The organism is Limnohabitans sp. WS1, from assembly GCF_003063265.1.
Taxonomy (GTDB): Bacteria; Pseudomonadota; Gammaproteobacteria; order Burkholderiales; family Burkholderiaceae_C; genus Limnohabitans_A.
In genome coordinates, this window is the sequence record NZ_NERU01000004.1 from 239762 (window position 1) to 263247 (window position 23486).

The following is a 23486-nucleotide window of genomic DNA, read 5'->3' on the forward strand; positions in this document are numbered from 1 at the left end:
TTTATCAGGCCTTTGTCACGGAGGGGTTGTTGTTGCGGGGCTCGGCTTGCACGGTGTTGATCACCTTGACAGGCTGGTCATCTGGAATTTCGCTGTAAGACATCACGGTCAATTCGCTCACGCGAAAACGAACGGCCTTGGACATCCATGGGCGAATGGCGGGAGACACCACCAACACGGCCGGAAAGCCCTGCTCTTCGGTGTTGCGGGCACTTTCGCGCAAAGCAGCAAAGAGGCTTTCGGCCAGGCTCGGCTCCAGCACCATGCCAGACAAGCCATTGTTTTGTTGCAACACGTTGTGCAGCAACTGCTCCAAATGGGGATCCAAAGTCAGCACCATCAAGGTGTCGCGGTTGTCCAGCAAACCCTGAACAATCATGCGACCGAGCTTGGGGCGAACCAGTTGCGCCAATTGGTCGGGATCTTGCGTGCGACTGCTGACCTCGGTCAAAGCTTCAACCACCGTGCGCATGTCTCGAATCGGCACAGACTCTTGCAGCAAATTTTGCAGCGTGCGGGTCACCACCCCCAAAGACAATTTGCCAGGCACCAGTTCTTCGACCAATTTGGGTGACTTGGCCGCCAATTTGTCCAGCAATTTCTGGACCTCGTCATGGCTCAAAAGCTCGTGAGCGCTTTCACGCAAAACCTTGTTCATGTGGGTGGCAATGGCCGTGCTGGGGTCGACAACGGTATAGCCCAAGGCGCGGGCTTGATCACGCCAAGCCGGCTCAATCCAGACAGCATCCAAACCAAAAGCAGGCTCCTTGGTGGGTTGGCCTTCCACAGTGCCATAAACCTTGCCGGGATTGATGGCCAACTCCCGGCCCACCTTGACCTCGCCTCGGCCACGCACCACGCCATTGAGGACGATGTGATACGCATCCGGCTCCAGATTCAGGGCATCGCGAATGCGCACGGGTTGAACCAAAAACCCCAATTCAGCCGACAATTTTTTACGCACCCCTTTGACACGGGCCATCAACTGACCGCCCGATTCCTGATTGACCAGGGGAATCAAGCCGTAACCAATTTCCAGGCCAATCAAATCCACCTGCTCCACATCGTCCCAGTCCAGCTCTTTGGGCCCTTCATTGACTGGCAAAGTGGGCTTGTCCAAACTTTGCTCGAGTTGCATCTGTCGCCGCATCACCATCACGGCGATCCCGGCTGTGGCACCCGCCAATGTCAGGAAGACCAAATGGGGCATACCGGGGACCAAGCCCAAAATGGTCAAAATACCCGCCGAAATGAACAAAGCGGGCACATTCGACAATTGGCTGGAGGCCTGCTCTGTCATGGACTCGGAAGTCGTCACCCGGGTCACAATGATGGCGGTGGCCAGCGACAGGAACAGTGACGGAATCTGAGCGACCAAACCATCCCCAATGGTCAAGAGGACATACAAACGGGTCGCCTCGCCGACAGGCAAATTGTGCTGACCGATGCCAATGGCCAAACCCCCGACGATGTTGATGATCAAAATCAACAGACCCGCAATCGCATCGCCACTGACGAATTTGGAGGCACCGTCCATTGACCCAAAGAAGTCAGACTCTTGCGCCAATTCTTCGCGGCGTTTTTTGGCGGTTTCCTGATCAATGACGCCAGCGTTCAAGTCGGCATCGATCGACATTTGCTTGCCCGGCATCGCATCCAAGGTGAATCGGGCATTGACCTCAGAGACGCGACCCGCGCCCTTGGTCACCACAAAAAAGTTCACGATCATCAAGATCACGAAGATGATGAAACCGACCAAATAGTTGCCTGCGATGACGAACTCGCCGAACGCCGCAATCACTTTACCGGCCGCCTCGGGCCCCTCATGACCATGGACCAAGACCACACGGGTGGACGCCACGTTCAAGGCCAGCCGCAACATGGTGGCAAACAGCAACACCGAGGGAAAGGACGAAAACTCCAGAGGCTTGCGGGTGCCAATGGCAATCATGATGACCACCAGGCCGATCATGATGTTGAACGTGAACAGAATGTCCAAGAGCAAAGGGGGCAGCGGCACCACCAGCATCGCCATGATCAACAAGACCAAGGCAGGCAAACCCAGACCCGCCAGATCGTAGCGTGACAAGTTCTGTCGGATCGTTGACAGGGTCAAGGTGTTCATGTGCAAAAGGCCGCTGTTTGAAGAAGAAAAATCAGGGTTTATCGGTTTTTCAACACCATGAAGCAAGCCGCGTGCCAGCAAACCTGACAGCGCCGTACTCAAAACCATGACGATCGCATGAACGACCCAAGCTGGTGCGCAACTTGCTCAAGAGAGTCATAAGCAAGATGAGCGGCAAAGATTGGCCGCCAGCCGTTCAAGAACAAACACCTTTGGAGAAGCTCAATCCATGACGATCAACCTCAGTGACAACTTCAGCCAGACCAGCATTCAGTCAAATAAGAACACCTTTGAAGTCAAACCAGACACCAACGCAATACCTGATGGTCGAAATTTTGGTCACCACTTGTCCGACCTTTTCCACGCGCAGGCCGCAAGTTCAGCCGAGACCGATTTCAAGGAGAAGTCGCTGGCTGAAAAGCCCGGGCAGGAAATTGCCGTCCCATTCACGATGGCCGGACAGGTGTTCTCGGTCGCCCCTCAAGCCGGAGCGTTGCAAGACCAGCCCTTGCAAACCGTGGCATTGAAAGCCGTGACCCTGGGCCCTCACATGAGTGTCATCACGCCTGCAAGCTCACCTCCAGACTCGCAAAGTCTGCAGGCATTTGCACGCGCCCAAGGCCTGGATGAAACCGCCATCCATTGGCTCTTTGGCGGCCATGCGGGCACCACGAACACCCACTTGATCGCCAACCCTGGCAACGCCAATGGTGTGGCCATGGGCCATGCCATCGGTTTGGCCGAAACAACGAAGGCTGTTCAATTCAGCCCCCCGCAAGCCCCCCTGGCCATTCAGACCCGCGCCTCGGCCGTGCAAGCCACCGCCACACTCCCTGGGCAAAACTCAGGCTTGGCCACCCCGTTATTTGGCCATGCGATACCTGCTGCGCCAGTCACCGCGACCAGCCATGAGCAAACCCCAGGTTTTGCCCCCCACTCACTTGGCTTGGCGCTACCTGCAGCGCAAGTCACGGCAACAAGCAGTGTTCAAAGCACAGGCTTGGCCCCCCACACCCTTGGCGACGCGACTCCAGCAGCGCAAGTCATTGCCACAGCCCATGGGCAAAACTCAGGCTTGGCCACCCAATCACTTGGCCAGGCGGTGACTGCAGTGCAAGCCCTCTGGGCCATGGCTGACGCCCCCGATCAAACCCCCAAAACCACAGTGACCCACAGCACCGAAGAAATCCCCCCCCTGCACATGCTGCGCATGGCACCTCCAGCAGCCATTTGGATGCAACGCAACGTCAACCCCAACTTGCTGCAGCACAACGAGCGCGCCCCCAAAACAGCCCCCATCAGCCTCAGCGAGTTGGACCTGGGCGCGGACTGGGGCGGCGAAACACTCGAGCAGCTGCTGGGCTCCGAAGGCGGTGCCCCAAGCACAGGAACCCAGAGCACGGCCTACGGCAACTTGGTGCCCCGAATGGACGCACAGGCCAGCCACCGAAACGAGCCCCCCCACAAGCTCGGCACTGCACCCGAGCTGCCCGACACCAACGCCCGCAGCGAAAACATCCAAAACCTGGCCGACAAGATGGGCCAAGCCGTGGGACAACGCATCCTGTCCGAGATGGAAAGAGGCCAATGGCATCTCAAACTTTCACTGCGCCCCGCCACCTTGGGGCACATCGAAGTCGAAATGAAAATGCGCAGCGGTGAATTTGACGCGCTGTTCACCGCACCCAATGCCGTCACCCGCGAGTTGCTGCAAGAAGGTCTGGGCAAACTCAGAGAGACGCTCAACCAAATGGGCATGAATTTTGCTCAGATTGATGTAGCGGATGGTAAATCTGGCAAAAATGATGGAAACCCGACACCCGGTTCATTCCGGGGACAACCTGCTTCGATCCCGGCAGGTCATGCGGAAAACACCATTGAAACCACAACCCGAACACCCAGCATCAAGAACCCTGCAGAGGGTCTGGATGTCTTAGTCTGACACCCGAGTAAAGAGAGCACACCATGGCTGAAATAGACACCGAAGTTGAAGGCAAAAAGAAATCACCCATCGTCAAGATCATCTTGATCGCAGTGGTGACCCTCTTGCTGCTGGCAGGAACCGTCGCAGGCACCCTCTTTGTCACGGGTTTCTTCGACAAAAAAGACACGGCCGCGGCCGAAGCCCAGCTGAAGGCTCTTGAGCAAGAAGCGGCAGGAACCAAAAATGCAGTGGCCGAGTTGCCTCCCAAAAAGGTCACCAAAGACACGCCCGAGTTGACCCGATTCGAAAACCAATACATGGAACTCGAAAAAGACATGGTGGCCAACCTCACCAACTCACGAAAAGTGATTCAGGTGAAGCTGGCCATCATGACCCACTATGACGAACGCGTCTTCAAAAACGTCAAGAAACATGAGTTTGCGCTGCGCGCCACCGCACTCGACGTGATGCGCCTGACCACAGATGCCGATTTGAACCAAGCCGATTTCCGGAAAAAAATGGCCGAAAAAATCCGCTCTGAATTCAATGCTGTGTTGGAAAAATACGAAGATTTTGGCGGAATCGAGGAAGTTTTTTTCACCAGCTTTGTGGTCCAGTAAAACCCGTTGGACAGATTGACCATGGCTGATTCCCAACCCCTTTTGTACACCGAGGAACTGGACGCCCTGTCGGCCACCCTCGTGGATGACAACCTGGACAACGCCTCCGGATACAACCTGGATGTTCAGGTCCGCAAGCATGACTTGGCCGCCGAAGACAGCACCTTGGGTGTGAACCTTGCGTCGCTGGACATGATCAACGAACGCTTCATTCGCCTGTTCCGACTGGGCATGTTGGAAGTGTTGCGCACCAGCCCACGGATGAACCCCACACGCACGCAGATCGTTCGCTTTGGGGACTACCTCAAAGACCTTAAAGCGCCCCTTTCTGTCAACATCGTGCGCATGAGCCCCCTGCGTGGCTATGCCATGGTGGTCATTGAGCCCACGGTGGTTTTCAGCTCCCTCGACAGCTTTTTTGGCGGCTTTGGCCGGGGTGTCGGCCAGTTGCCACCCGGGCGTCTGTTCACGCCCACCGAAACGCGCATCATCAAAATCATCCTGCAAGTTTTCTTTCGCTCACTCAAAGAAGCCTGGTCCCCCATAACACCCGTTGATTTCGAGCACATCAGCTCAGAAATCAACCCTCAATTTGCCCAAATCGTTGATGAAAACGACCTGGTGATTCTCTGTCGCTTCGAATCCGAAGCCACCTCGCAGGGCTCGGGATTCCTGGACATGGTCATCCCCTACGTGGCTCTCAAACCCGTGCGCGATCTGCTGCGAAACCGCGTGCAAACCGGTGACGGCAACGAAGACTCCGACAAAATTTGGCGTGCCCAACTCAGCCACGCTGTGCAGGACGCCGAACTCGAAATGCAAGTCCTGTTGGGCAAACTCAACCTGACTTTGCAACAGCTCAAGAACATGCAAATAGGCGATGTGCTGCCCTTCAAAAAAGCCGACTTTGCCCGCGTCATGGTGCAAGACATGCCCGTCTATGACGTTGAAGTTGGGTCCATGGCCGGCCAGGTGGCGATCAAGATCGTCAACGCCGTCAGCCCCAACGCCCCACACTGAACATCTACCCCAAGGAAAGCCATGAGCGAACAAGCCATCCCCAACGCCATGCCCAGCGAGACCCCTGACAAGGGTCAAATCCACACGGACGTGTTGCAAAACATCCCGGTCACCCTGGCCATTGAAGTGGGCCGTGCCCAGATCAAGATCCGCGACCTGATGCGCCTGACCCAAGGCAGTGTGGTCGAACTCGATCGCATCGCAGGCGAACCGCTGGACCTGTTGGTCAACAACACCGTGGTGGCCCAAGGCGAAGTGGTGCTGGTCAACGACCGCTACGGTATCCGCCTGACCCGAGTGGTGCCCGCTTCCGAGCGCCTGGACAACCTGTAAAGCCAAATCATGAAAGCTGGATGGTCCTTTGTTGACGGGCTGCAATATGCATTGAGCTTCGCACTGGTCATTGCCTTGCTGCTGGCCATGCTTTGGGGGCTGCGAAAAATGCAAAGCGGTGCCAGCTTCATGCGCAAAAACACACAAAGGCTTCAAACCATCGAAAGCATTTCCGTGGGCACCCGGCAAAAAATTGTCCTCATCCAGCTCGATGGCCAGGACGTGCTGGTGGGTGTCACCCCCCACCAAATCACCGCGCTTTCTCCCTGGCCCGTGCAAACGCCTGCGCCTGCCCAACCCACAGAAACCCCTACGCCATGAAGCGTCCTCTCAGCTTTGGCTTGTTCTTGATCCTTGCCTTGAGCCTCTTGCCCCTGTTGGCGCAAGCGGCCCCTGACATGCCGGTCATCACCGCCACCAACACGGGCAAGGGCACCCAGTACAGCCTGACCTTGCAACTGCTGGCGCTCATGACCATGCTGTCGGTGCTGCCCTCGCTGTTGCTCATGATGACCGCCTTCGTGCGCATCGTGATCGTCATGTCGCTGCTGCGCCAGGCCCTGGGCACAGGCCAGACCCCGCCCAACATGGTCATCATCGGGCTGTCCTTGTTTTTGACCCTGTTCGTCATGTCCCCGGTGCTCACCGAGGTCTACCAAAACGCCTTGCTGCCTTACATGAACCAAGGCATGGCTTTTGACAAAGCCCTGGCCGCCGCTGAAAAGCCCATCCGCGCCTTCATGTTGCTGCAAACCCGCGAAGACGACATCGCCATGTTCATGCAAATCGCACGCAACACCAACTTCAGCAGCCCACAAGACGTGCCCTTTACCACCTTGGTGCCGGCCTTCCTCACGTCTGAGCTCAAAAGCGCCTTCACCATCGGTTTTCTGATTTACATCCCGTTTGTGGTCATCGACCTCATCGTCGCCAGTGTGCTCATGTCCATGGGCATGATGATGCTGTCGCCCATGATGATCTCAATGCCCTTCAAACTCATGCTGTTCGTGCTCGTTGACGGCTGGAGTTTGATCATGGGCTCACTGGCTGGCAGCTTTGCCATGCCCTAAAGGAACACTGCCATGGACACCGCCACCGTCATTGATCTGGGACGACAAGCCTTATGGACCATCGCCCTCGTCAGCGCGCCACTGCTGCTCGTAGCCCTGGCCGTGGGCCTGCTCATTGGCATCATCCAGGCGGCCACCTCGATCAACGAGATGACCCTCAGTTTCATCCCCAAACTCATCGCCATGGCCCTGGCCTTGTTGCTGTTTGGCAGTTGGATGCTGGTCACCCTGGTGGACTTCACGCGCAGCATCTTCGAGCGCATCCCGACCCTGTTCGTCTGAACCGCCCACAGGTCACCCCATGAATTTCCTGGCCGCCGATGTCGTTGAAAGGTTTTACACCTTTTTGTGGCCCATGCTGCGCATCTCGGCCCTGATGATCACCGCACCCATCTTCTCACTCAGCGCCTTCAACACCCGCATGCGCATCCTGGTGGCGCTGGTGCTGGCCTGGCTGGTCTACCCCTTGTACAACTGGCCTGTGATCGACCCCACCAGTGCCCAAGGTTTGGTTGAAGTCTTCAACCAAATCATGATCGGCGCCACCATGGGCCTGATCCTGCAAGTCGTGGTCGCCGCCGTGGTCGTGGCGGGCCAAAGCATTGCAGCCGCCATGGGCCTGTCGATGGCCAACATGCTCGACCCCAACATGGGCAACGTGCCGGTCATCTCACAGCTGCTCGTGGTCATGTCCACATTGATTTTTGTGGGCTTTGGGGGCCATGCCATCTTGCTCGGCCTGATCCTCGAATCCTTCAACAGCCTGCCCATCGGCACCAACATCCTGAACCAAGCCGTGTACGGCCGGGTGCTGCAATGGAGCTCCATGATGTTTCTGGGGGCTGTGCTCATGGCATTGCCCGTCATGGTCTCGCTGCTCTTTATCAACGTGGGCCTGGGCATCGTGACCCGCGCCGCCCCCAGTCTCAACATTTTTGCTGTCGGCTTTCCCGCCATGATCATGGCGGGCTTCATCATTTTGATCGTCTCGCTCGAGAGCATCGGCGGACGCATTGAATGGCTGTGGGGGCAAGGCTTTTCAGTCGTCCGGGACGTCATGGGAGTACCGCGTGTCTGAAAGTACCGATGACAAAACCGAAGAACCCACGGCACAAAAACTCAAAAAAGCGCGCGAGGACGGTCAAGTTGCACGCTCGACTGAGCTGCCCGCCGCCATCATCGTCATTGGTGCCTTTTTGGTGCTGATGCTCACCGGTGGCTGGCTGATCACCCGCCTTTCTGCCGTGTTTGCACAAGGGTTTGTATTCGACCGTCAACTGATCGAAAAACCGCTGCTATTGCCCGCCCACTTTGGGGAACACCTGCTCGCCGGATTTGTACTGGTCATGCCCATCATCGTCTTCACCATGATTGCCGCAGTCGTGGCATCCGGCATCACCGGTGGCTACCTGTTGTCCTTCAGTGCCGTCATGCCCAAGGGCTCCAAACTCAATCCCATCAGCGGGCTCAAGCGCATCTTTGGCACCCACGCCTTGGTCGAGTTGGGCAAAGCCATCCTCAAATTCGTGCTGGTGGCCACCGTGCTGTGGTGGTCCCTGGTCTCCAACATGGACGCACTCGTCCAGATCGGCCAAATGAGCTTGGAGCCCGCCCTCAACGCGGCGGGCCGAATGATCATGCAATCGGGACTCTGGGTCGCGCTGAGCCTGGCCGTCATCGCCATGATCGATGTGCCCTGGCAAAAATACACCTTCAACAAACGCATGCGCATGAGCAAGCAAGAAATCAAAGACGAATACAAGCAAATGGAGGGCAGCCCCGAAATCAAGGCGCAAATCCGCAGACGTCAACGCGAAATGGCCAACTCCCGCATGATGAGCCGCGTCAAAGACGCTGACGTGGTGATCACCAACCCCGAACACTTCGCCGTCGCCCTCGAATATGACCCCACCGGAGACGGCGCACCCATCATGGTCGCCAAAGGCTCTGATCACATGGCCGCTCGCATCCGTGAGGAAGCCAAAGCCCATGGCATTCACCTGTTCCAAGCGGCCCCACTGGCGCGAGCCATCTACTTCACCACCGAAGTCGAGCAACAAGTGCCCGAAGACCTCTACCACGCTGTGGCCCAAGTCATCGCGTACGTCTTCAGCCTTGAAGCGGCCTCCCCCATGAACGCGCCGCGCCCCAAACCCCAAGTCAAAGTCCCCATCAGCATGCAATTCAGTCCTGACGGCAAAAAAGCAAGCGACCAAGGAGTCCATGCATGAACGCCCACCTCGCCACCCCCACTGACTTCGTGTTCCGCGCAGCCGACCGCATGCGCATTGACGGCTGCACCCATGCCATCGCCCGCGAAGGCATGAGCTTGTCGCTGCAATGCGAACACGAAGCCCTGCTTGACCACTACTTGGGCATTCTGCTGAGCAACTTGCGCCAGGAATCCCCCGAAAACACCATCGAGTCCTACTTTCCCAGCAACACCGACTCCCTGCTGAACCGCTTCAACGAAGCCCTGGCAGGCCAATCGGTCGACCAAGCCACCCGTGCGCCCGCCAACGCCAGCCGCGCCAAAATTTGGATCGTGCACGACGCACAAAACCTGCCCGAAGCCGAAATACAACTCCTGGCCCGCCTCATCCAGAACTTTCCCGGTGCCAACATCCGAGCCATCTTGCTCATGATCGGGGCCAACGCCAGCAACAACCTCAGCACCTTCGGGCGCAAAATCCTGCGCTGGGACATCGAAGCCCCCAACGCCGAGCAAGCCCAAGCCGCACTCGAGACTGCCCGCACCGAAGGGTATCTGCTGCCCGTGACACAACTGCTCAAACGCATTCAACACCCAAGCCAGAAGAACGAAGCCGACATCAACCCCCAGGATGTCGCCAACTTTGCCGACCCCAACCCGCAAGACCCCAATTCCAGTTTGCGAACACAACAGGTGAAACAACAGGTTCAAGCCTTCCATGACAAGGGCCAGCAAGCCATCACCCAAAGCACACACAGGCTAGGCAAGTGGCGCAAAAACAATACCCTCGTGGGCATGGCCATCGGCGCAGCCTTGGGCTTGTCAACCCTGTCCATGCTGTGGATCCAACCCGAAGCATTTGGCATCTATGTCGGCACCAAGATCAAGGCCCACACGCCCCTGCCAATGGAATGGCCAGAACCCCTCAACGCCCCGGCAAAAGCTAACACAGAAACCGCAGCCCAGAGCATTTCCCCCGCTTCCCCCACTGCGCCAGATCAGCCGCGCTAAGCCGCAAAGGAACACACCGTGCCCCCCAATACCCTCTTTCGCAGAGACACCAAACAAGCCGTCAACATGTCGACAGGCTCCAACGCGGCCGAGCCCCAAACCAAACAGACACTCAGCGAGCCGGTCGCCCAGCCAGTCGCACCAAGCAACATCCAGAAACTGCCCCACCCCCAACACAACCCCGCCAAACGCAAAGCGGCAAACACCTTACTGGCCAAAAGCTTGCGCGTGAAAGCCATCCTCGCGCAGCCTGGCAAGGCTGCAGGACAGGCACCCACACAAGTCCCTGCACCTGCACCGGCACCAGCCCCCACCCCGGTCCCCAGCCTGGCCATCTGGGGTCATGACAGCGCGGTCAAAAAACGCATTGAACAACTGAAAATCCGCAACGCCCAGTTGGCCGAACAACTGCAGCGACTGCCGTCATCGGCCAAAGCCTGAGGAAACCCACCATGAGCGACAAAGAATTCACCCCGACAGAACCCATCCTGATGGATGCACCCGCCACCGACATCCCTGACACGCCGGCCGAAGACAAGCCCAGTGCTGCAAAACCTGCGGCCCCCATCGTGGCCCCGACGGAGACAAGGCCGCCAGTGGACGTGCCCCTCGACGACCTGGCCTACCAGCAATACCAAGCACTGGCCCACGCCGTGCTCGACTCCGCCGACATCGCCAGCAAGTCCGCCGAGGCCGCCGCCGCGGCCAGCCGGAACATGCATAAGGTCACCAGCGAATTCAAAACCTTGACCGAAGTCGGCCACAAAAAAGCCCTCTGGCTGCTCGGAGGCACCAGCGGCCTGCTCATCATCTGCCTGGTCTTCTTTTTGGTCATGGGCGTTCGCATGAACAGCCGCATCAACCAACTCGACAGCATGATGTTGGCCGTGGGCAAACGCGTCGTCGACCTCAACGGTGGACTCGAATCGCTCGACGTCATCAACCGCAGCATCGAAAGCCTCAATGCCCTGCAAGCTGAACAAGCCAAATCGCAAGGCCTCATTGAGCAACGCATCAACGAAGCCATGAAAAAATCTGAAACCATGGTCCAAAGCGTGCCCGGTGAAACCGCCAAACAAGTCGCCGCCAGCAGCGACAACTTGCTCAAGCAAGTCCAAGCCATGAACAGCCGATTGCAGACCCAGGCCAGCGCCGTTCAATCCCTGGGCAACGAAGTCAAAGCCCTCAAGGGTGCTGTGGGCAACGTGGACAAACTCAACCGCGACGTCGAAGCCCTGGTCACCTTGCAAAAAGAACGCTACCTTGAAAACCTTCAGAAAAACAACGCGGCCAGCAACCGCGACAAGGCGGTCCAATTTCCAAGGGTGACCCCCGCCAAAGCCCCAGGCGACGCCACACCGCAACTCACGGCACCCAAATGAATCAGCCACAGTGCTGATCTCTTGTTGCCCATCCGTTTGTCATGCAGCGCGACCCCTGCAGCGTCGTCGCTGTGGGCTGTGGGCTGTGGGTAGGGGCTGCGGTTGAGGCGCTGACGGCTGTTGGCCCTGTGCGATGAAGCCCCCAGGTCAGGGGGCTTCCAAGACGGGCCACGCGCGATGCAGCGCAGGGTGATTGATCGAAGCGCACCGAGGCTGCCAGTGCCACGGGCACCCATGCGCCACAAAAAAGCTTACTCGATGCACACGGCAATGTAAGTCAGCACAAAAACACCATTGGGCGGGATCTTTCGCCAGTAGCCCATTTCTTTGACATTGGCGAGTTTTTCACCTGTCATTTTGGGACCGGCGTAGCTGGTCATCTGGCCCAAACGGTGCATTTTGTAGGTGCAGTCGTATTCGTTCAGATAGTGTCTGGAGCGCACCCCTTCAGCGTCGGGTGTTTTCAGGTCCTGCATTTCCCAGACCCTGCGAATGCTGTCTTCCCGCTCGATGGCATTGCGGTTGACGTAAAGCGCCACTTCCGGGGTTTCGCCCATGCGGGTCCACGCCTGCGCGGCCAGAGGAATCAAGCCACTGAGCAAGCCTGCACAGCACAGCCCCCACCGGACCACACCACGCAATGAAAAAACTGGCATCGTCATGTTTGCTCTCAAAAATAAGTTCCCGCGAGGGTGATAGGTTGACCGCCTGCGCCCAATTTGAAGCGTGAGATGCCGGGTAAATCGTGGGTATTGACGCCCCCCAGATCAAGCACCTCAATGCCCATGTCCTTGAGGTAAGCCATGGCTTGCCAGAGCAAGGCATTGTGGGCATTGAGCCGTCGGCCTTCTTCGTCAGACCAACCCACATGGTAACTCGCAACCCGGCCGTGAATCAGAAAGAGCATGCCGCCCACGGTGTTCTTGCCAAGCTCGGCATAGGCCACCACAAAAGCCTGACGGTGGTCGGCAGCACAGGCGATATAGGCCTTCACAAAATCGGTGGGCAGCCCATGAAATTTTTTGGCCTCGCGCTGGGCGAGCTCCTGGCCCAGCAGCCAGTCACAGCGCTTCAAGCTCGCTTGCACATGCACTTGCAGCTTCACATTGGCCAACACTTTGTTCAAGCGGTTGCGCCACTTGCCCTCAAGCTGAGCCTTCAAAGTGCTCAGTGCTTGGGTCAAATCGAGCAGCACGGTGGAATAACCGGTCATCACCCGTGACATGCCGCGGGTTTCCACTGGATCGAGTTGTTCGCCCGAGCAATTTGGCGAAAACAAGGGCACTTTCAAGTGCGGCACTGGAACCGATTGGCGCAAGCGCTTGTAGATGGCCGCACGATCAGCGGGGCTGAGATCGGGATGAAAAATCGGTCCCCGTGTGCAAGAGGCCAAAGAGATGTAGCCAAGCACCCTTTTGCTCATGAATTGGGCAATCGCCACCAGTTGGCCATCTTGCCAAACCATGGCCCGCGCCATGCTCACCCCCAATGAAGTCAAGGCCTCACCGTAAATCCACGCCTGCTGCAAAGCGCCGCGCTGGGACGAGTGAAATTCTTCCCAATCGGCCTGCGACAGAGACTCCCATTTCACATCCATATCGTAATTCTTGGCAAATTTATCAAATTCAACTCAAGATAACCCATTTGAGTCCGATAAATGGAGGTGTCTATGGAAAAAAAGAGCGCGTCATCCCCTCAAGAACATGCCATCTTGGGGCATGACATTCCCAAAGCCCGCTTGACCGTGTTGGGTTGGACTTGGGGGGCCCTGTATATGGGTCTGCCTGTCATTTTGCTGGGCAATTTGTTGGACTTCTTTTTTCAATGGACGCTGGGTTGGTGCATCGGTGTTTGGTGCATTGTCTAGACTTAAAGGGCCACCATGTTTTTCTTTGTCGGTTTAGCGGTTGTGTTTGGTGCCGTTTTTGGCGGTTACGTCCTTGCTGGCGGAAAAATGGCCCCCATCATCAAAGCCGCACCTTTCGAATTTCTCATCATCGGAGGTTCCGCCATTGGCGCTTCTTTGGTGGCCAACAGCTTTCCTGTCTTCAAGGCCGCCATGGCGGGCATTGGTCAGTGCATCAAGGGACCCAAGTGGCATCAGGCGGATTACCTGGCCCTGATGCTCTTGATTGGGAAACTGCAAAACGTGATGAAAAAAGAGGGGGTCGTGGCCCTGGAATCGCACGTCGAGAACCCCGACTCCAGCCCGATTTTTGGGGAATTTCCCAAATTGTCAAAAGACAAATCCATTGTTCAGATGATTTGTGATCCCCTTCGATTGATGGTGATCTCGCAGGGCAATCTGGACGCCGATGCTTTGGACGACTTGATGAAAAAAGCCATCAAGGTGCACCACCATGAAGCCTTGTTGGCACCCGGTGCGCTGGCCAGTATTGCGGGCGGTTTGCCCGCACTGGGCATCGTGGCCTGCGTGTTGGGTGTGGTCAAGACCATGGGTGCAATTGACCAACCCCCACCTGTCCTCGGTGCGCTGATTGGTGCCGCGCTGGTGGGGACCTTGATGGGCGTGTTTTTGGCCTACGGCATGTTTGAGCCCTTTGCCGGGCGGCTGACCCAAATCATCAACGAAGACTCGCAAATGTTCGACGTGATCCGAGAGATGATCGTGGCCAACCTCAAGGGGCATCCACAACCCTTGGTGATCGAATCAGCCCGGGCCTGCATCTCTCACCACTGCCAACCGAGCTTCTCCGAAGTCTTTGACGGCATGCGAGGTTCCTGATGGCCACAGCAACAAATGCAGCCCCTGCTGCCACCGATCCAGCGGCAGCAGCTTCACCGGTCGTTCGGCCCATCATTCGCAAAATCATTGTCGAAGAGGGTCATGCAGGTGCCCATGGTGGCGCTTGGAAAATCGCCTTGGCCGACATGATGACGGCGATGATGGCTTTCTTCTTGTTGATGTGGCTTTTGGGCGCCAACAACGAAGACAAGCGCAGAAGCGTGGCCGACTATTTCAGGCCCTCCTCCCACAGCCAGATCGTGTTTGGCGAAATGGCAGGCTCCAACGGCTTGTTCGGCGGCAAGTCCATCATCGACCCCGATGGTTTTCCTTTCTCCGCCAAACAAACAGCGATGCTGGAGCGCCTGACGCCCAAGGCCCAAGGTGGCCCAGGCGAGAGCTTTGGCTCGTCTCAGGAAGAAAACAACAAAGACGGCCCTTCCGAGCAAGACCCCGGCAAAGAAAGCGGCACCGGCACACCGAGCCAGAAACAAGACAAGGAAAATTTCGACAAGGTCGAAAAGGACCTCAAGCAGAAACTGTCTGAAAGTCAACAGTTTGAAAAAATCAAGGACCAAGTCAGCATCACGCGCGAAAAGGACGGCTTGCGCATTGAAGTCATCGACAAGGCCGACTTCGCCATGTACGCCTCGGGCGGCGCAGTGATGAGCAACAAAGCCGCTGCCCTGATGGCCGAAGTGACCCAATCGCTCAAACCACTGCCCAACAAATTGGCGATTCGTGGACACACCGACAGCATGGGTTTTGCACCTGACAGCATGCGCAACAATTGGAGCTTGTCGACCGAGCGGGCCGATGCCACGCGGCAGTTCATGCAATCTCAGGGCATCAACGCCAATCGGTTTTCCCGCATCGAAGGCGTCGCCGATACCAACCCCAAAGTACCGGGCAATCCTGCAGACCCGCGCAACCGCCGCGTCAGCATCACGGTGCTGAACCAATGATCTGGTCGATGCGTTAAAGCCATGTCAAGATAACAAACCGCTTGGGTCCATCAACCCATACCTTTTAAAGGTTTCCCATGTTCAAAAATATTGCAATCGGCATCGCCATGGGTCTGTTGATCATGGGCGGCATCTGGGGGCTGGTGCACCTCATGGGGGACAGCCGTCCAGAGCCCGAATTGACAGCCCAAAGCATGCCTGGAGACAGCAAAGGGGTCATGGATCTGATTTGTGAACTGGATCTGGATCTGGACGGTCAACTGGCTTTGGGCATCAAAGAAAACGAGCCCTCCAGAATCACCATGGCTCAGATTGATTTTGAGAAAAAATCAGGCTGGTACCAAGGCAAGATCAGCATCTCTGAAAGCCGCACAGGCACACTGCAGCTGATGGGCACGCGACTGAAGATTTATCGCCCGGCGATGTTCCAGCGCTTTGGCGTCATGATCACTGGCGAAGAGTTTGTATTGGACCGCAAAACAGGCAGTTTTGTTCAATCCCTGAGCATCAGTGACGGGCGCAAAGTCAACCTCATCAAAGGCACTTGCGCCAAAGTGATCAAACCGCCCTTCTAAAAAAAGAGAGCTCAGGCAAATCCACGCAACTCGTACTTGTTGATTTTTTCGATCAGGGTGGTTCTTTGCAATTGCAGAAGTTTGGCCGTTTGAGACACATTGCCTTGGGTGCGGTTCAAGGCTTGCTCGATCAAGGTGCGCTCGATGTCGATCAGGTGCTGCTTGATCGAGATGCCATCGGGCGGCAGCATCTGAATGCCTTGGGCCAACAATATGACTTCTTCGACCGTGCTCATTTCGTCGTTCGAAGCCGACAAGGCCATGGGGGGCATCGCGGAAATGTCCGAGGGGCTGCGCACCTCATCGCCACCGCCCAGAAACTGAATCAGCGGGTCGCGCTCATCCCAAGGGCTGGCCGATGCTGGATCAGCAGGTGCACCGCTGGCTTCATCCACAGCAAAAACCTGCACAACCGGGTTGCTCGGTCGTGCGTCGACGGGGGCCGCCAAGGGGGTGGGCAGCGCAGGCAAAACCGGCGACACCGGGTTCAGCCGTTGGGCCTGCAAAACAGCCAGACCCGAGGGCATCATGCAGGCGGGCACCGTGTGCACATGCATAGTTTGCGATGGAAACAAGGTCGAAAAACGGTCCACCAAATTGGACAGTTCACGCACATTGCCAGGCCAAGCGTAGGCTTGGAGCAATTTCAGCATGTCGGGCGCAAATTTCAAAGGACGCTGACCGGGCAACACATGCTTGTCGGCATAAAAAGCCAGCAAGCAAGCAACGTCATCAGGCCGCTCGCGCAGGGCCGTGGTGGTGATGGGCAGCACGTTGATGCGGTAGTAAAGGTCTTCACGAAAGCGCCCCGCAGCCACTTCTGCTTCGAGATTTTTGTGGGTGGCGGCCACCACGCGCACGTCGATCGGCACCTCACGCGAGCCCCCCACGGGCAAGATGCAGCGTTCTTGCAAAACACGAAGCAGCTTGACTTGCATGTCCATGGGCAGGTCGCCGATTTCGTCCAGAAACAAGGTGCCACCATGGGCCAACTCAAAGCGCCCCAAACGGTCGGCCACGGCCCCGGTGAAGGCACCTTTGCGATGACCGAAGAGTTCGCTTTCAATCAAGTCACGAGGAATGGCCCCGCAATTGATGGGCACAAAGGGCCCTGCGGATCGCGGCCCTTGTGCATGCAGCGCTTGCGCCACCAGCTCTTTGCCCGTCCCACTCTCACCGGTGACCAAGGCAGTCGATGAAGAAGTTGACAAGGTCTGGATCAGCTCTCGCAGAAATTGCGTGGCACGGCTGGGTCCAAGAATTTGGGGTTTTAGAGTGACTTTCATGGTGTTCAAGTAACGGGTGGGAGTCCATTGACCATGAGGACTTGTATTGATGTTGATCAAATCTTATAGGTAAATAAAAAAATTGCCATTATTTTTAAATTGATTGACTTTTAAACGTTAAGAGCAAATTTAGCAATTTTTAACCTTGAAATTTGATTTTCAATTTATAAATCTATAAATTTATCATTTGAAAATACTCATAAAAAAACATCTGAAAAAACTGGCCCCATCGGCTCAAGATGGGGGTTTTCGTGCCGATGTAGCCTTCAAGACACACCATTTTGAGCGCCACGATGTGAGGCGTAGGTGTCTGTTCATGGAGAAGGACAATGACCCCTAGCCGATCACTGACAGCCGCCTTGCTGACCACCTTAGCCTTGGCTGGATGCCATTTCATACCCTTGAACACCGTGAGCCAAGAAGCCACGGTCATGCCCACGCCGCCGACCTCGATGATCACGCCCTTGGTCGAAAAGCGCGAAACCCTGGTGGCCACAGGCTATGCCGTCATCAGCGTGCAGAACCACAAAAATCCAGCGCAGCAACGCCTCTTGGCCATCCGGGCGTCCAAACTGGACGCTTACCGCTCGTTGACCGAGCAGGTTTATGGCCAACAACTCGACGCCGCCACCACCGTGGCCGACATGACCGTGATGAGCGACACCTTCCGCGCCAAAGTTGAAGGCGTCATTTATGGGGCCACCATGGTGAGCATCACCCCGGTGGGTGAGGACACTTACGAGACCACCATGTCGCTGGACCAGAACGTGGTGCGTGACCTGCGAGCCCTGTACCTGGGCCAAATGGCCTCACGCCGTCGCTGATCTTTGCGCCACACACCAAAGGCCAACCCTGGATTGGAATTCCCCATGCTGAGCACCCCCGAACTGCCAAGCCCTGCCCTGCCCGGCCAGGCTGGCTGGACCAAGACATGGCTTGGCCGCAGCGCTGTCGTGCTGACGGCTTGCTTGGGGACCCTGGCCGCTGCCGAAAGCCTCAGCCCGGCTGAGTTGGCCACCCAAGCCGTGGCCATGAGCGCTGTGCGCATGGCGTCACAGCCCGTTGCCAATGCGAATCAAACCGCGCTGACGCAACCGCAAAAAGAACACGAAACCCAGTTATCGGCCATCCGCCAGGCCATTTTGGACGCGACCTTGGACCGCCCAACCCGCGTGATCAGCTCAGCCTGGGTGGACGACAAGGGGGCGCTGCACGAGGCATCCCACTTCCACTCCGAGGCCAAAGTGCGGGGTGTACGCGTGCTCAAGTATGTGCAAGGCGATGAGCCCCAGCCCCAAGTCAGCGCCGAAGTCTTGCCCTGGGGCTGGAAGCCTGTGGGCACCACTCAAAGTTGCCAAGCCCCGCCCAATCCTTGGCGTTTGCCTGTGGGCGTTCAGGCCCTTGATCTGAGCGGATTCAGTGGCCCCCAACAATTTGCCAGCCAAACCCTGCTGAACATGGCACAGCAAACCTGGACGAAGCAACTGCAAAGCTCGCAGCGTTGGAGCCCCCAAGCGCTGGCCCCCACCCCAGCCCCTGAGGTGGAAAACCATTACATGCGCGCTTTGTTGACAGGCCCCAACGATGTACGCAGTGGATGGGTGGCCGAATTTTCCCTGCAGCCGCACGCCCCTGCAGCAACACCGCCCAGCTCGTGGACCGAACGCTTGAACTCAAGCACCCAAGCGCCCGAGTGGCGGTGGACACTGCACTTGAAACTGGGTCAAAAAACCAACCCTGGCTCAAGCCTGCAGCCTGAGTGGCAAATGACACAAACCATCTCGGTGGCACCCCTGCAACTGGGACAAAACCCCACAAGCTGGGCCCAAGGTCTGCAAGCCGAGCTGCAAAACCACATGAGCCAATGGGTGGCTTTGCTGGACAAACACACCGAATGCGAGCCCATACAGTTTCATGTGCGACGCAACGCCAGCCTTGGCCTGGAGCTGCAAGCGGGCCTGGACAGTGGCCTTCGCCCCGGTGACCGTGTCTTGTTGATGAACCCCAGCCATGTGCCCAGCCGCATGCTCGAGTCCAGTGTGGCGCAGCACCTGGCTTTGGCCCAAGTGGTCAAAGTCGGCAGGAACCGCACCGAGTTGCAGCAACTGGCAGGCCCTGCCCTGGCCTCACAAGGTGCCTGGATGGCGCTTCCCTTGTGAACCCATTCACCTTGCTACGGAAATGACACCATGACCCACGCCGCTTCACCGCCCATTCGTCAAGCCGCCTGGCTGGCTCTGGCCAGCCTCCTGGCCACCGCATCGAGCCCGGCCTGGTCGACCGACAACACCGCAAGCCTGGCCCTGACAGCGCTGCTGGGCCCACAAGCGGTCTTCCAGCAAGAAGGCGGCTTGCGCCAGACAGCGGAGCCGTCGGTTGGGTCCCCCGCAGCGAGCACGGCAATGGCTGGCGCGTCGGCCCCCACCAGCGCCGTGAGTGGCACAGTCACCGTGCAACGCGGCGAAACCCTGGACCGACTGATCCGGCGGGCTTTGCCCGATGTCCCCTTGCACCCCGACTTTTTGCGCAAAGCCTTCGTCACCCTGAACCCCCAAGCCTTTCCGTCTGGCGCACCCCATCAGATGCGAACCGGGACCATTTTGCAGGTGCCCAGCATGGCCGCTTTGCGTCAAATGCTGCTCGCTCAGTACCCTGCCTCAGTGGCTTTGCTGAACAACGTTGGCGGACCCAGTGCAGAGCGAGCCACCACCCAACAAGACAGCAAGGAACCCAAGCGTTGGGTGCGCTTTCCCTGATCACAGATCGGGCAAGCCAATGATCACCGGGGCTGAAACCGCCCACCTGAGCCCCAAAACCCCAACCGTGATTTGGGAGGGCCGGCTGCCTCTGGTGGTCGAGCGTGTCGCTGCCGAACTGGGTTTGCGCGACGGTCAGATCATCCAGGCGGTCATCGAGTCGCGCCTAGACCGTCTGCGCTTGGTGCTGCAAGACCCCGCCCAAGCAGGACGCTTCATTGACTTGCCCAAAGACCTGCCCACAGGGCTGCGCCTGGCGGCGGGCGACACGGCCTTGTTTCGTGTGCAGGTGCAGGCCGACGGCTCCATTTTGCTGCGCCCCCTGCCAGCCCAAGGCGTCAACCGCGCAGGTTTGAACATGGGTACAGGCAGCGTCCCGCCCGATGCGCAGATGCCCAGTCGCCTGCAACAACTGAGCTATCGGCCACCAGACATGCTTGCGCTGGCGCAACTGCTGCGGCCTGGCGGACTTGACACTTTGCTGCAAGGCCTCAACCCCGCCGCCCCCGAAGTGGCAGCCTTGCAGCAATGGCAAAGCATGCGCCCCCACATGGCCCAGCTGACACCCGAAAAACTCAAGCAACTCTTGCAGCGCAGCGGCCTGTCCACCGAAGCCCTGCTCGCACAAGGGCAGGCCCAGGGTCTGGTGGACCTGAAAACCGGACTGCGCCAACTGCTGCGCCTGCTGCAAAGCACCTCAAGCGAGGCCATGGGACGGGTACAGGAAGCGCTGGACGACATCGAATCGCGACAAATCACAGCCGCCGAAACACTGAATGGCCGTGAATGGGTGCTGTCCATGATGCTGCCCTTTGCCGATGCAGAACCGGTGGCCTTGCGCTTTGTACGCAGCCGCCAAATGGGCAAAGACAAGCCGCCGCTGGTCATTCACCTGCACACACGCAACCGGGACTTGGGCGAGATCTGGTTGCAAACCCGCATCCACCAACAAACCGAGGTCGACATGGTCATGTGGGCCCTGCGAGAAGATGTGGTGCACCGCGCCCGGGAACTCACGCCCAATCTGCAAGAAGAGCTGGACAGTGCCGGATTGAACATGACTCGGCTGATGGTCATTCACGGACCGGGCCCCACCGAACCCGTGACCTGGCACCCTCCAGCAACCGGCAGCTTGCTGGACATCAAGACATGAAAACGCCGCTCAAGCAAGCCATTGCCTTGGAATACGGCCTGCGCAAAACCCCGGTCGTCACCGCCAAGGGCGACGACGACCTGGCCCAAAAAATCATCGATGAGGCACTGCGCCATGGCGTCTATGTGTCCGAAGACCCCCATTTGCTGGCCTTGCTCAGCCGAATCGACCTGGACAAGGAAGTCCCCCCTGAGCTCTACACCGCTGTGGCCGTGATCCTGTCGTGGGTTTATTGGCTCAAAGGCATGCGCCCTGGTGACGAAAAAAACAGACACCTTGACCCCTCTTGATCCGGCACGGTGGAGTGGTCTGCGAGGCTCTATCGCGAAGAGGGCATCGCTCCTGCAGGGACAGTGCCCTGCATTTTGTAGGAGCCCCGCCCTCGGGGCGATTCTTGGTGGTCTGCGAGGCTTTTCGCGACGGGGGCGTCGCTCCTACAGGGACAGTGCACTGCATTTTGTGGGAGCCCCGCCCTCGGGGCGATGGGTGGTGGTCTGCGAGGCTTTTCGCGACGAGGGCGTCGCTCCTACAGGGACAGTGCACTGCATTTTGCGGGGGCCCCGCCCTCGGGGCGATTCTTGGTGGTCTGCGAGGCTTTTCGCGACGAGGGCGTCGCTCCTACAGGGGGCTGCCTGCATTTTGTGGGAGCCCCGCCCTCGGGGCGATGGGTCGTGGTCTGCGAGGCTTTTCGCGACGGGGGCGTCGCTCCTACAGGGGCAGTGCCCTGCATTTTGTGGGAGCCCCGCCCTCGGGGCGATTCTTGGTGGTCTGCGAGGCTTTTTGCGACGGGGGCGTCGCTCCTACAGGGGGAATGCTCTGCATTTTGTGGGAGCCCCGCCCTCGGGGCGATTCTTGGTGGTCTGCGAGGCTCTATCGCGACGAGGGCGTCGCTCCTACAAGGACAGTGCCCTGCATTTTGTGGGAGCCCCGCCCTCGGGGCGATGGGTGGTGGTCTGCGAGGCTTTTCGCGACGGGGGCGTCGCTCCTACAGGGGGAATGCCTGCATTTTGTGGGAGCCCCGCCCTCGGGGCGATGGGTCGTGGTCTGCGAGGCTTTTCGCGACGGGGGCGTCGCGCCTACAGGGGGAATGCCTGCATTTTGTGGGAGCCCCGCCCTCGGGGCGATGGGTCTTGGTCTGCGAGGCTTTTCGCGACGAGGGCGTCGCTCCTACAAGGGAATGCCTGCATTTTGTGGGAGCCCCGCCCTCGGGGCGATGGGTGCTGGTCTGCGGGGCTTTTCGCGACGGGGGCGTCGCTCCTACAGGGGGAATGCCTGCATTTTGTGGGGGCCCCGCCCTCGGGGCGATTCTTGGTGGTCTGCGAGGCTCTATCGCGACGAGGGCGTCGCTCCTACAGGGACAGTGCACTGCATTTTGTGGGAGCCCCGCCCTCGGGGCGATGGGTGGTGGTCTGCGAGGCTTTTCGCGACGGGGGCGTCGCTCCTACAGGGGGCTGCCTGCATTTTGTGGGAGCCCCGCCCTCGGGGCGATGGGTCGTGGTATGGATGTTGACCCTCAGGTCCAACACAGGGAATGCGCCACTGCGGGCTCAGGCGTCGAGGAAGGGACCGGCCAACGGAGAGGGTGTCACTTTGCCCATGCGGTCGTAAAGGTCGACCGTGGCGCTGGATTCGCCTTGGAGGGCTTGCAAGGCACCCTTGACCCCTTGCAGTTGGCGCTGCAGCAACTGGATGTTGCGCAAATGATCTTGCTTGCATTGTTGCAAACCAGGCTGAAGGTCTTGCCACAACTGAGGAACAGGGGATTGGGCTGTGGCCCACTCGGCCACCCAAGCCAATCGCTCAAGCAGCGTGATTCTTTCTTCTTGCAGGGCTTCAAATCCAGCAATGTTTCGGATTTTGAGCAATTCGAACTCTTGGGCCAGCAACTCGCTCAGGCGAGCCGCATCCACGGGCACTGAAGTGCTGAGACGGCCCGAAGGGGTGTCGGTCAACTCGTGCGCGGGCAGCTGGGTGCTCATGCCGGCGTCACTCATTGATCATTTTTTCCAAAGCCATGAAGCTTTCAGCAATCCGGCGAGAGTCCATGTGGTACTGACCTTGCTGGATCGCCAGTTTGATGGCCTCGACTTTGGCGCGGTCAAATTCGGGCTCTTGCATGGCTTTTTGTGCCAGGGCGCTCAGTTGAACTTCGTCAGTCTGAGGCGACAAAGGTGCGACGCGGACTTCGGGCGTGGCTTCTACAGCGCCTTCCTGGCCCTTGGCAGACATTTGGCGGTTGGACGAGTCCATTTGGGCAACCCGGCGAAAACTGGAGATGGGATCCGTCATGTAGGTTCTCTTTTCTGTT

Annotated in this window: 27 protein-coding genes; 21 read left to right on the forward strand and 6 right to left on the reverse strand. The window is 58.1% G+C overall.

The window, feature by feature from the left end:
- Positions 1–4: 4 nt before the first annotated feature.
- A complete protein-coding gene (flhA, locus tag B9Z48_RS08245) occupies positions 5–2125 on the reverse strand; it encodes a flagellar biosynthesis protein FlhA (RefSeq protein ID WP_108377811.1) in 2121 nt (706 codons plus the stop codon).
- 229 nt (positions 2126–2354) lie between these two features.
- On the opposite strand from flhA, the gene B9Z48_RS08250 reads away from it, so the two are divergent.
- The 12 genes from B9Z48_RS08250 to B9Z48_RS08305 are packed head-to-tail and all read left to right on the forward strand — an operon-like array spanning position 2355 to position 11697.
- On the forward strand, positions 2355–4067 hold the full coding sequence (locus B9Z48_RS08250; RefSeq protein ID WP_108377772.1) for a flagellar hook-length control protein FliK: 1713 nt from the start codon (positions 2355–2357) through the stop codon (positions 4065–4067).
- A gap of 23 nt (positions 4068–4090) precedes the next feature.
- The gene (gene fliL / locus B9Z48_RS08255; RefSeq protein WP_089960202.1) at positions 4091–4669 is read left to right on the forward strand and encodes a flagellar basal body-associated protein FliL; all 579 of its coding nucleotides are present in this window, start codon (positions 4091–4093) and stop codon (positions 4667–4669) included.
- A gap of 21 nt (positions 4670–4690) precedes the next feature.
- On the forward strand, positions 4691–5689 hold the full coding sequence (gene fliM, locus B9Z48_RS08260; protein WP_233261058.1) for a flagellar motor switch protein FliM: 999 nt from the start codon (positions 4691–4693) through the stop codon (positions 5687–5689).
- A gap of 21 nt (positions 5690–5710) precedes the next feature.
- Positions 5711–6022 carry a flagellar motor switch protein FliN gene (gene fliN, locus B9Z48_RS08265; RefSeq protein WP_089960206.1) on the forward strand — a complete coding sequence of 104 codons (312 nt, stop codon included), beginning with the start codon at positions 5711–5713 and terminating at the stop codon, positions 6020–6022.
- 9 nt (positions 6023–6031) lie between these two features.
- Entirely contained in the window at positions 6032–6343 is a 312-nt protein-coding gene (gene fliO / locus B9Z48_RS08270) for a flagellar biosynthetic protein FliO (protein WP_089960209.1), read from the forward strand.
- On the forward strand, positions 6340–7092 hold the full coding sequence (fliP, locus tag B9Z48_RS08275; protein WP_089960211.1) for a flagellar type III secretion system pore protein FliP: 753 nt from the start codon (positions 6340–6342) through the stop codon (positions 7090–7092). Before fliO ends, fliP begins: the two co-directional genes overlap by 4 nt.
- A gap of 12 nt (positions 7093–7104) precedes the next feature.
- Entirely contained in the window at positions 7105–7374 is a 270-nt protein-coding gene (fliQ, locus tag B9Z48_RS08280) for a flagellar biosynthesis protein FliQ (protein WP_089960215.1), read from the forward strand.
- Between the two features lie 19 nt (positions 7375–7393).
- Complete coding sequence (gene fliR / locus B9Z48_RS08285) at positions 7394–8170, forward strand: flagellar biosynthetic protein FliR (RefSeq protein ID WP_089960221.1); 777 nt, start codon at positions 7394–7396, stop codon at positions 8168–8170.
- Positions 8163–9323 carry a flagellar biosynthesis protein FlhB gene (gene flhB / locus B9Z48_RS08290; RefSeq protein ID WP_108377773.1) on the forward strand — a complete coding sequence of 387 codons (1161 nt, stop codon included), beginning with the start codon at positions 8163–8165 and terminating at the stop codon, positions 9321–9323. Before fliR ends, flhB begins: the two co-directional genes overlap by 8 nt.
- A complete protein-coding gene (locus B9Z48_RS08295; RefSeq protein ID WP_108377774.1) occupies positions 9320–10315 on the forward strand; it encodes a hypothetical protein in 996 nt (331 codons plus the stop codon). Before flhB ends, B9Z48_RS08295 begins: the two co-directional genes overlap by 4 nt.
- A gap of 18 nt (positions 10316–10333) precedes the next feature.
- A complete protein-coding gene (locus B9Z48_RS08300) occupies positions 10334–10756 on the forward strand; it encodes a hypothetical protein (protein WP_146186250.1) in 423 nt (140 codons plus the stop codon).
- A gap of 11 nt (positions 10757–10767) precedes the next feature.
- Entirely contained in the window at positions 10768–11697 is a 930-nt protein-coding gene (locus B9Z48_RS08305; protein WP_108377775.1) for a hypothetical protein, read from the forward strand.
- Positions 11698–11948: 251 nt separating this feature from the next.
- On the opposite strand, the gene B9Z48_RS08310 is transcribed toward B9Z48_RS08305, so the two are convergent.
- Complete coding sequence (locus B9Z48_RS08310; protein WP_233261059.1) at positions 11949–12359, reverse strand: surface-adhesin E family protein; 411 nt, start codon at positions 12357–12359, stop codon at positions 11949–11951.
- 8 nt (positions 12360–12367) lie between these two features.
- On the reverse strand, positions 12368–13294 hold the full coding sequence (locus B9Z48_RS08315) for a GNAT family N-acetyltransferase (RefSeq protein ID WP_108377777.1): 927 nt from the start codon (positions 13292–13294) through the stop codon (positions 12368–12370).
- 72 nt (positions 13295–13366) lie between these two features.
- Between B9Z48_RS08315 and B9Z48_RS08320 the strand changes: the two genes are divergently transcribed.
- From B9Z48_RS08320 to B9Z48_RS08335, 4 genes are all read left to right on the forward strand, one after another.
- Positions 13367–13564, forward strand: a complete 198-nt coding sequence (locus B9Z48_RS08320; RefSeq protein ID WP_108377778.1) for a hypothetical protein — start codon at positions 13367–13369, stop codon at positions 13562–13564.
- Between the two features lie 15 nt (positions 13565–13579).
- Positions 13580–14443 (forward strand): flagellar motor stator protein MotA, encoded by an 864-nt coding sequence (gene motA / locus B9Z48_RS08325; protein WP_089960250.1) that lies wholly within the window; start codon positions 13580–13582, stop codon positions 14441–14443.
- Positions 14443–15408 (forward strand): flagellar motor protein MotB, encoded by a 966-nt coding sequence (locus B9Z48_RS08330; RefSeq protein ID WP_108377779.1) that lies wholly within the window; start codon positions 14443–14445, stop codon positions 15406–15408. Before motA ends, B9Z48_RS08330 begins: the two co-directional genes overlap by 1 nt.
- Positions 15409–15485: 77 nt before the next feature.
- Positions 15486–15983, forward strand: a complete 498-nt coding sequence (locus B9Z48_RS08335) for a hypothetical protein (RefSeq protein WP_108377780.1) — start codon at positions 15486–15488, stop codon at positions 15981–15983.
- An 11-nt stretch (positions 15984–15994) separates the two neighbouring features.
- Here the strand turns inward: B9Z48_RS08335 and B9Z48_RS08340 are convergent, their stop codons facing one another.
- Positions 15995–17269: a sigma-54-dependent Fis family transcriptional regulator gene (locus B9Z48_RS08340; RefSeq protein ID WP_108377781.1), complete on the reverse strand. Its 1275-nt coding sequence runs from the start codon at positions 17267–17269 to the stop codon at positions 15995–15997.
- 410 nt (positions 17270–17679) lie between these two features.
- Here B9Z48_RS08340 and B9Z48_RS08345 point away from each other — a divergent pair, with 410 nt between their 5' ends.
- From B9Z48_RS08345 to B9Z48_RS08365, 5 genes are read left to right on the forward strand one after another with little or no spacing between them, the layout of a single operon-like run.
- The gene (locus B9Z48_RS08345) at positions 17680–18093 is read left to right on the forward strand and encodes an LPP20 family lipoprotein (protein WP_228769293.1); all 414 of its coding nucleotides are present in this window, start codon (positions 17680–17682) and stop codon (positions 18091–18093) included.
- A gap of 45 nt (positions 18094–18138) precedes the next feature.
- Positions 18139–19428, forward strand: a complete 1290-nt coding sequence (locus tag B9Z48_RS08350; protein WP_146186251.1) for a hypothetical protein — start codon at positions 18139–18141, stop codon at positions 19426–19428.
- Between the two features lie 30 nt (positions 19429–19458).
- Positions 19459–20025 carry a hypothetical protein gene (locus tag B9Z48_RS08355; RefSeq protein ID WP_108377783.1) on the forward strand — a complete coding sequence of 189 codons (567 nt, stop codon included), beginning with the start codon at positions 19459–19461 and terminating at the stop codon, positions 20023–20025.
- Positions 20026–20044: 19 nt separating this feature from the next.
- Complete coding sequence (locus B9Z48_RS08360) at positions 20045–21178, forward strand: hypothetical protein (protein ID WP_108377784.1); 1134 nt, start codon at positions 20045–20047, stop codon at positions 21176–21178.
- Complete coding sequence (locus tag B9Z48_RS08365) at positions 21175–21468, forward strand: EscU/YscU/HrcU family type III secretion system export apparatus switch protein (RefSeq protein WP_108377785.1); 294 nt, start codon at positions 21175–21177, stop codon at positions 21466–21468. The genes B9Z48_RS08360 and B9Z48_RS08365 overlap by 4 nt, the downstream gene beginning before the upstream one ends.
- 1257 nt (positions 21469–22725) lie before the next feature.
- Here the strand turns inward: B9Z48_RS08365 and B9Z48_RS08370 are convergent.
- Positions 22726–23157, reverse strand: a complete 432-nt coding sequence (locus B9Z48_RS08370) for a flagellar protein FlgN (RefSeq protein WP_158273236.1) — start codon at positions 23155–23157, stop codon at positions 22726–22728.
- Positions 23158–23164: 7 nt separating this feature from the next.
- On the reverse strand, positions 23165–23467 hold the full coding sequence (gene flgM, locus B9Z48_RS08375; RefSeq protein ID WP_089960282.1) for a flagellar biosynthesis anti-sigma factor FlgM: 303 nt from the start codon (positions 23465–23467) through the stop codon (positions 23165–23167).
- Positions 23468–23486: the final 19 nt, after the last annotated feature.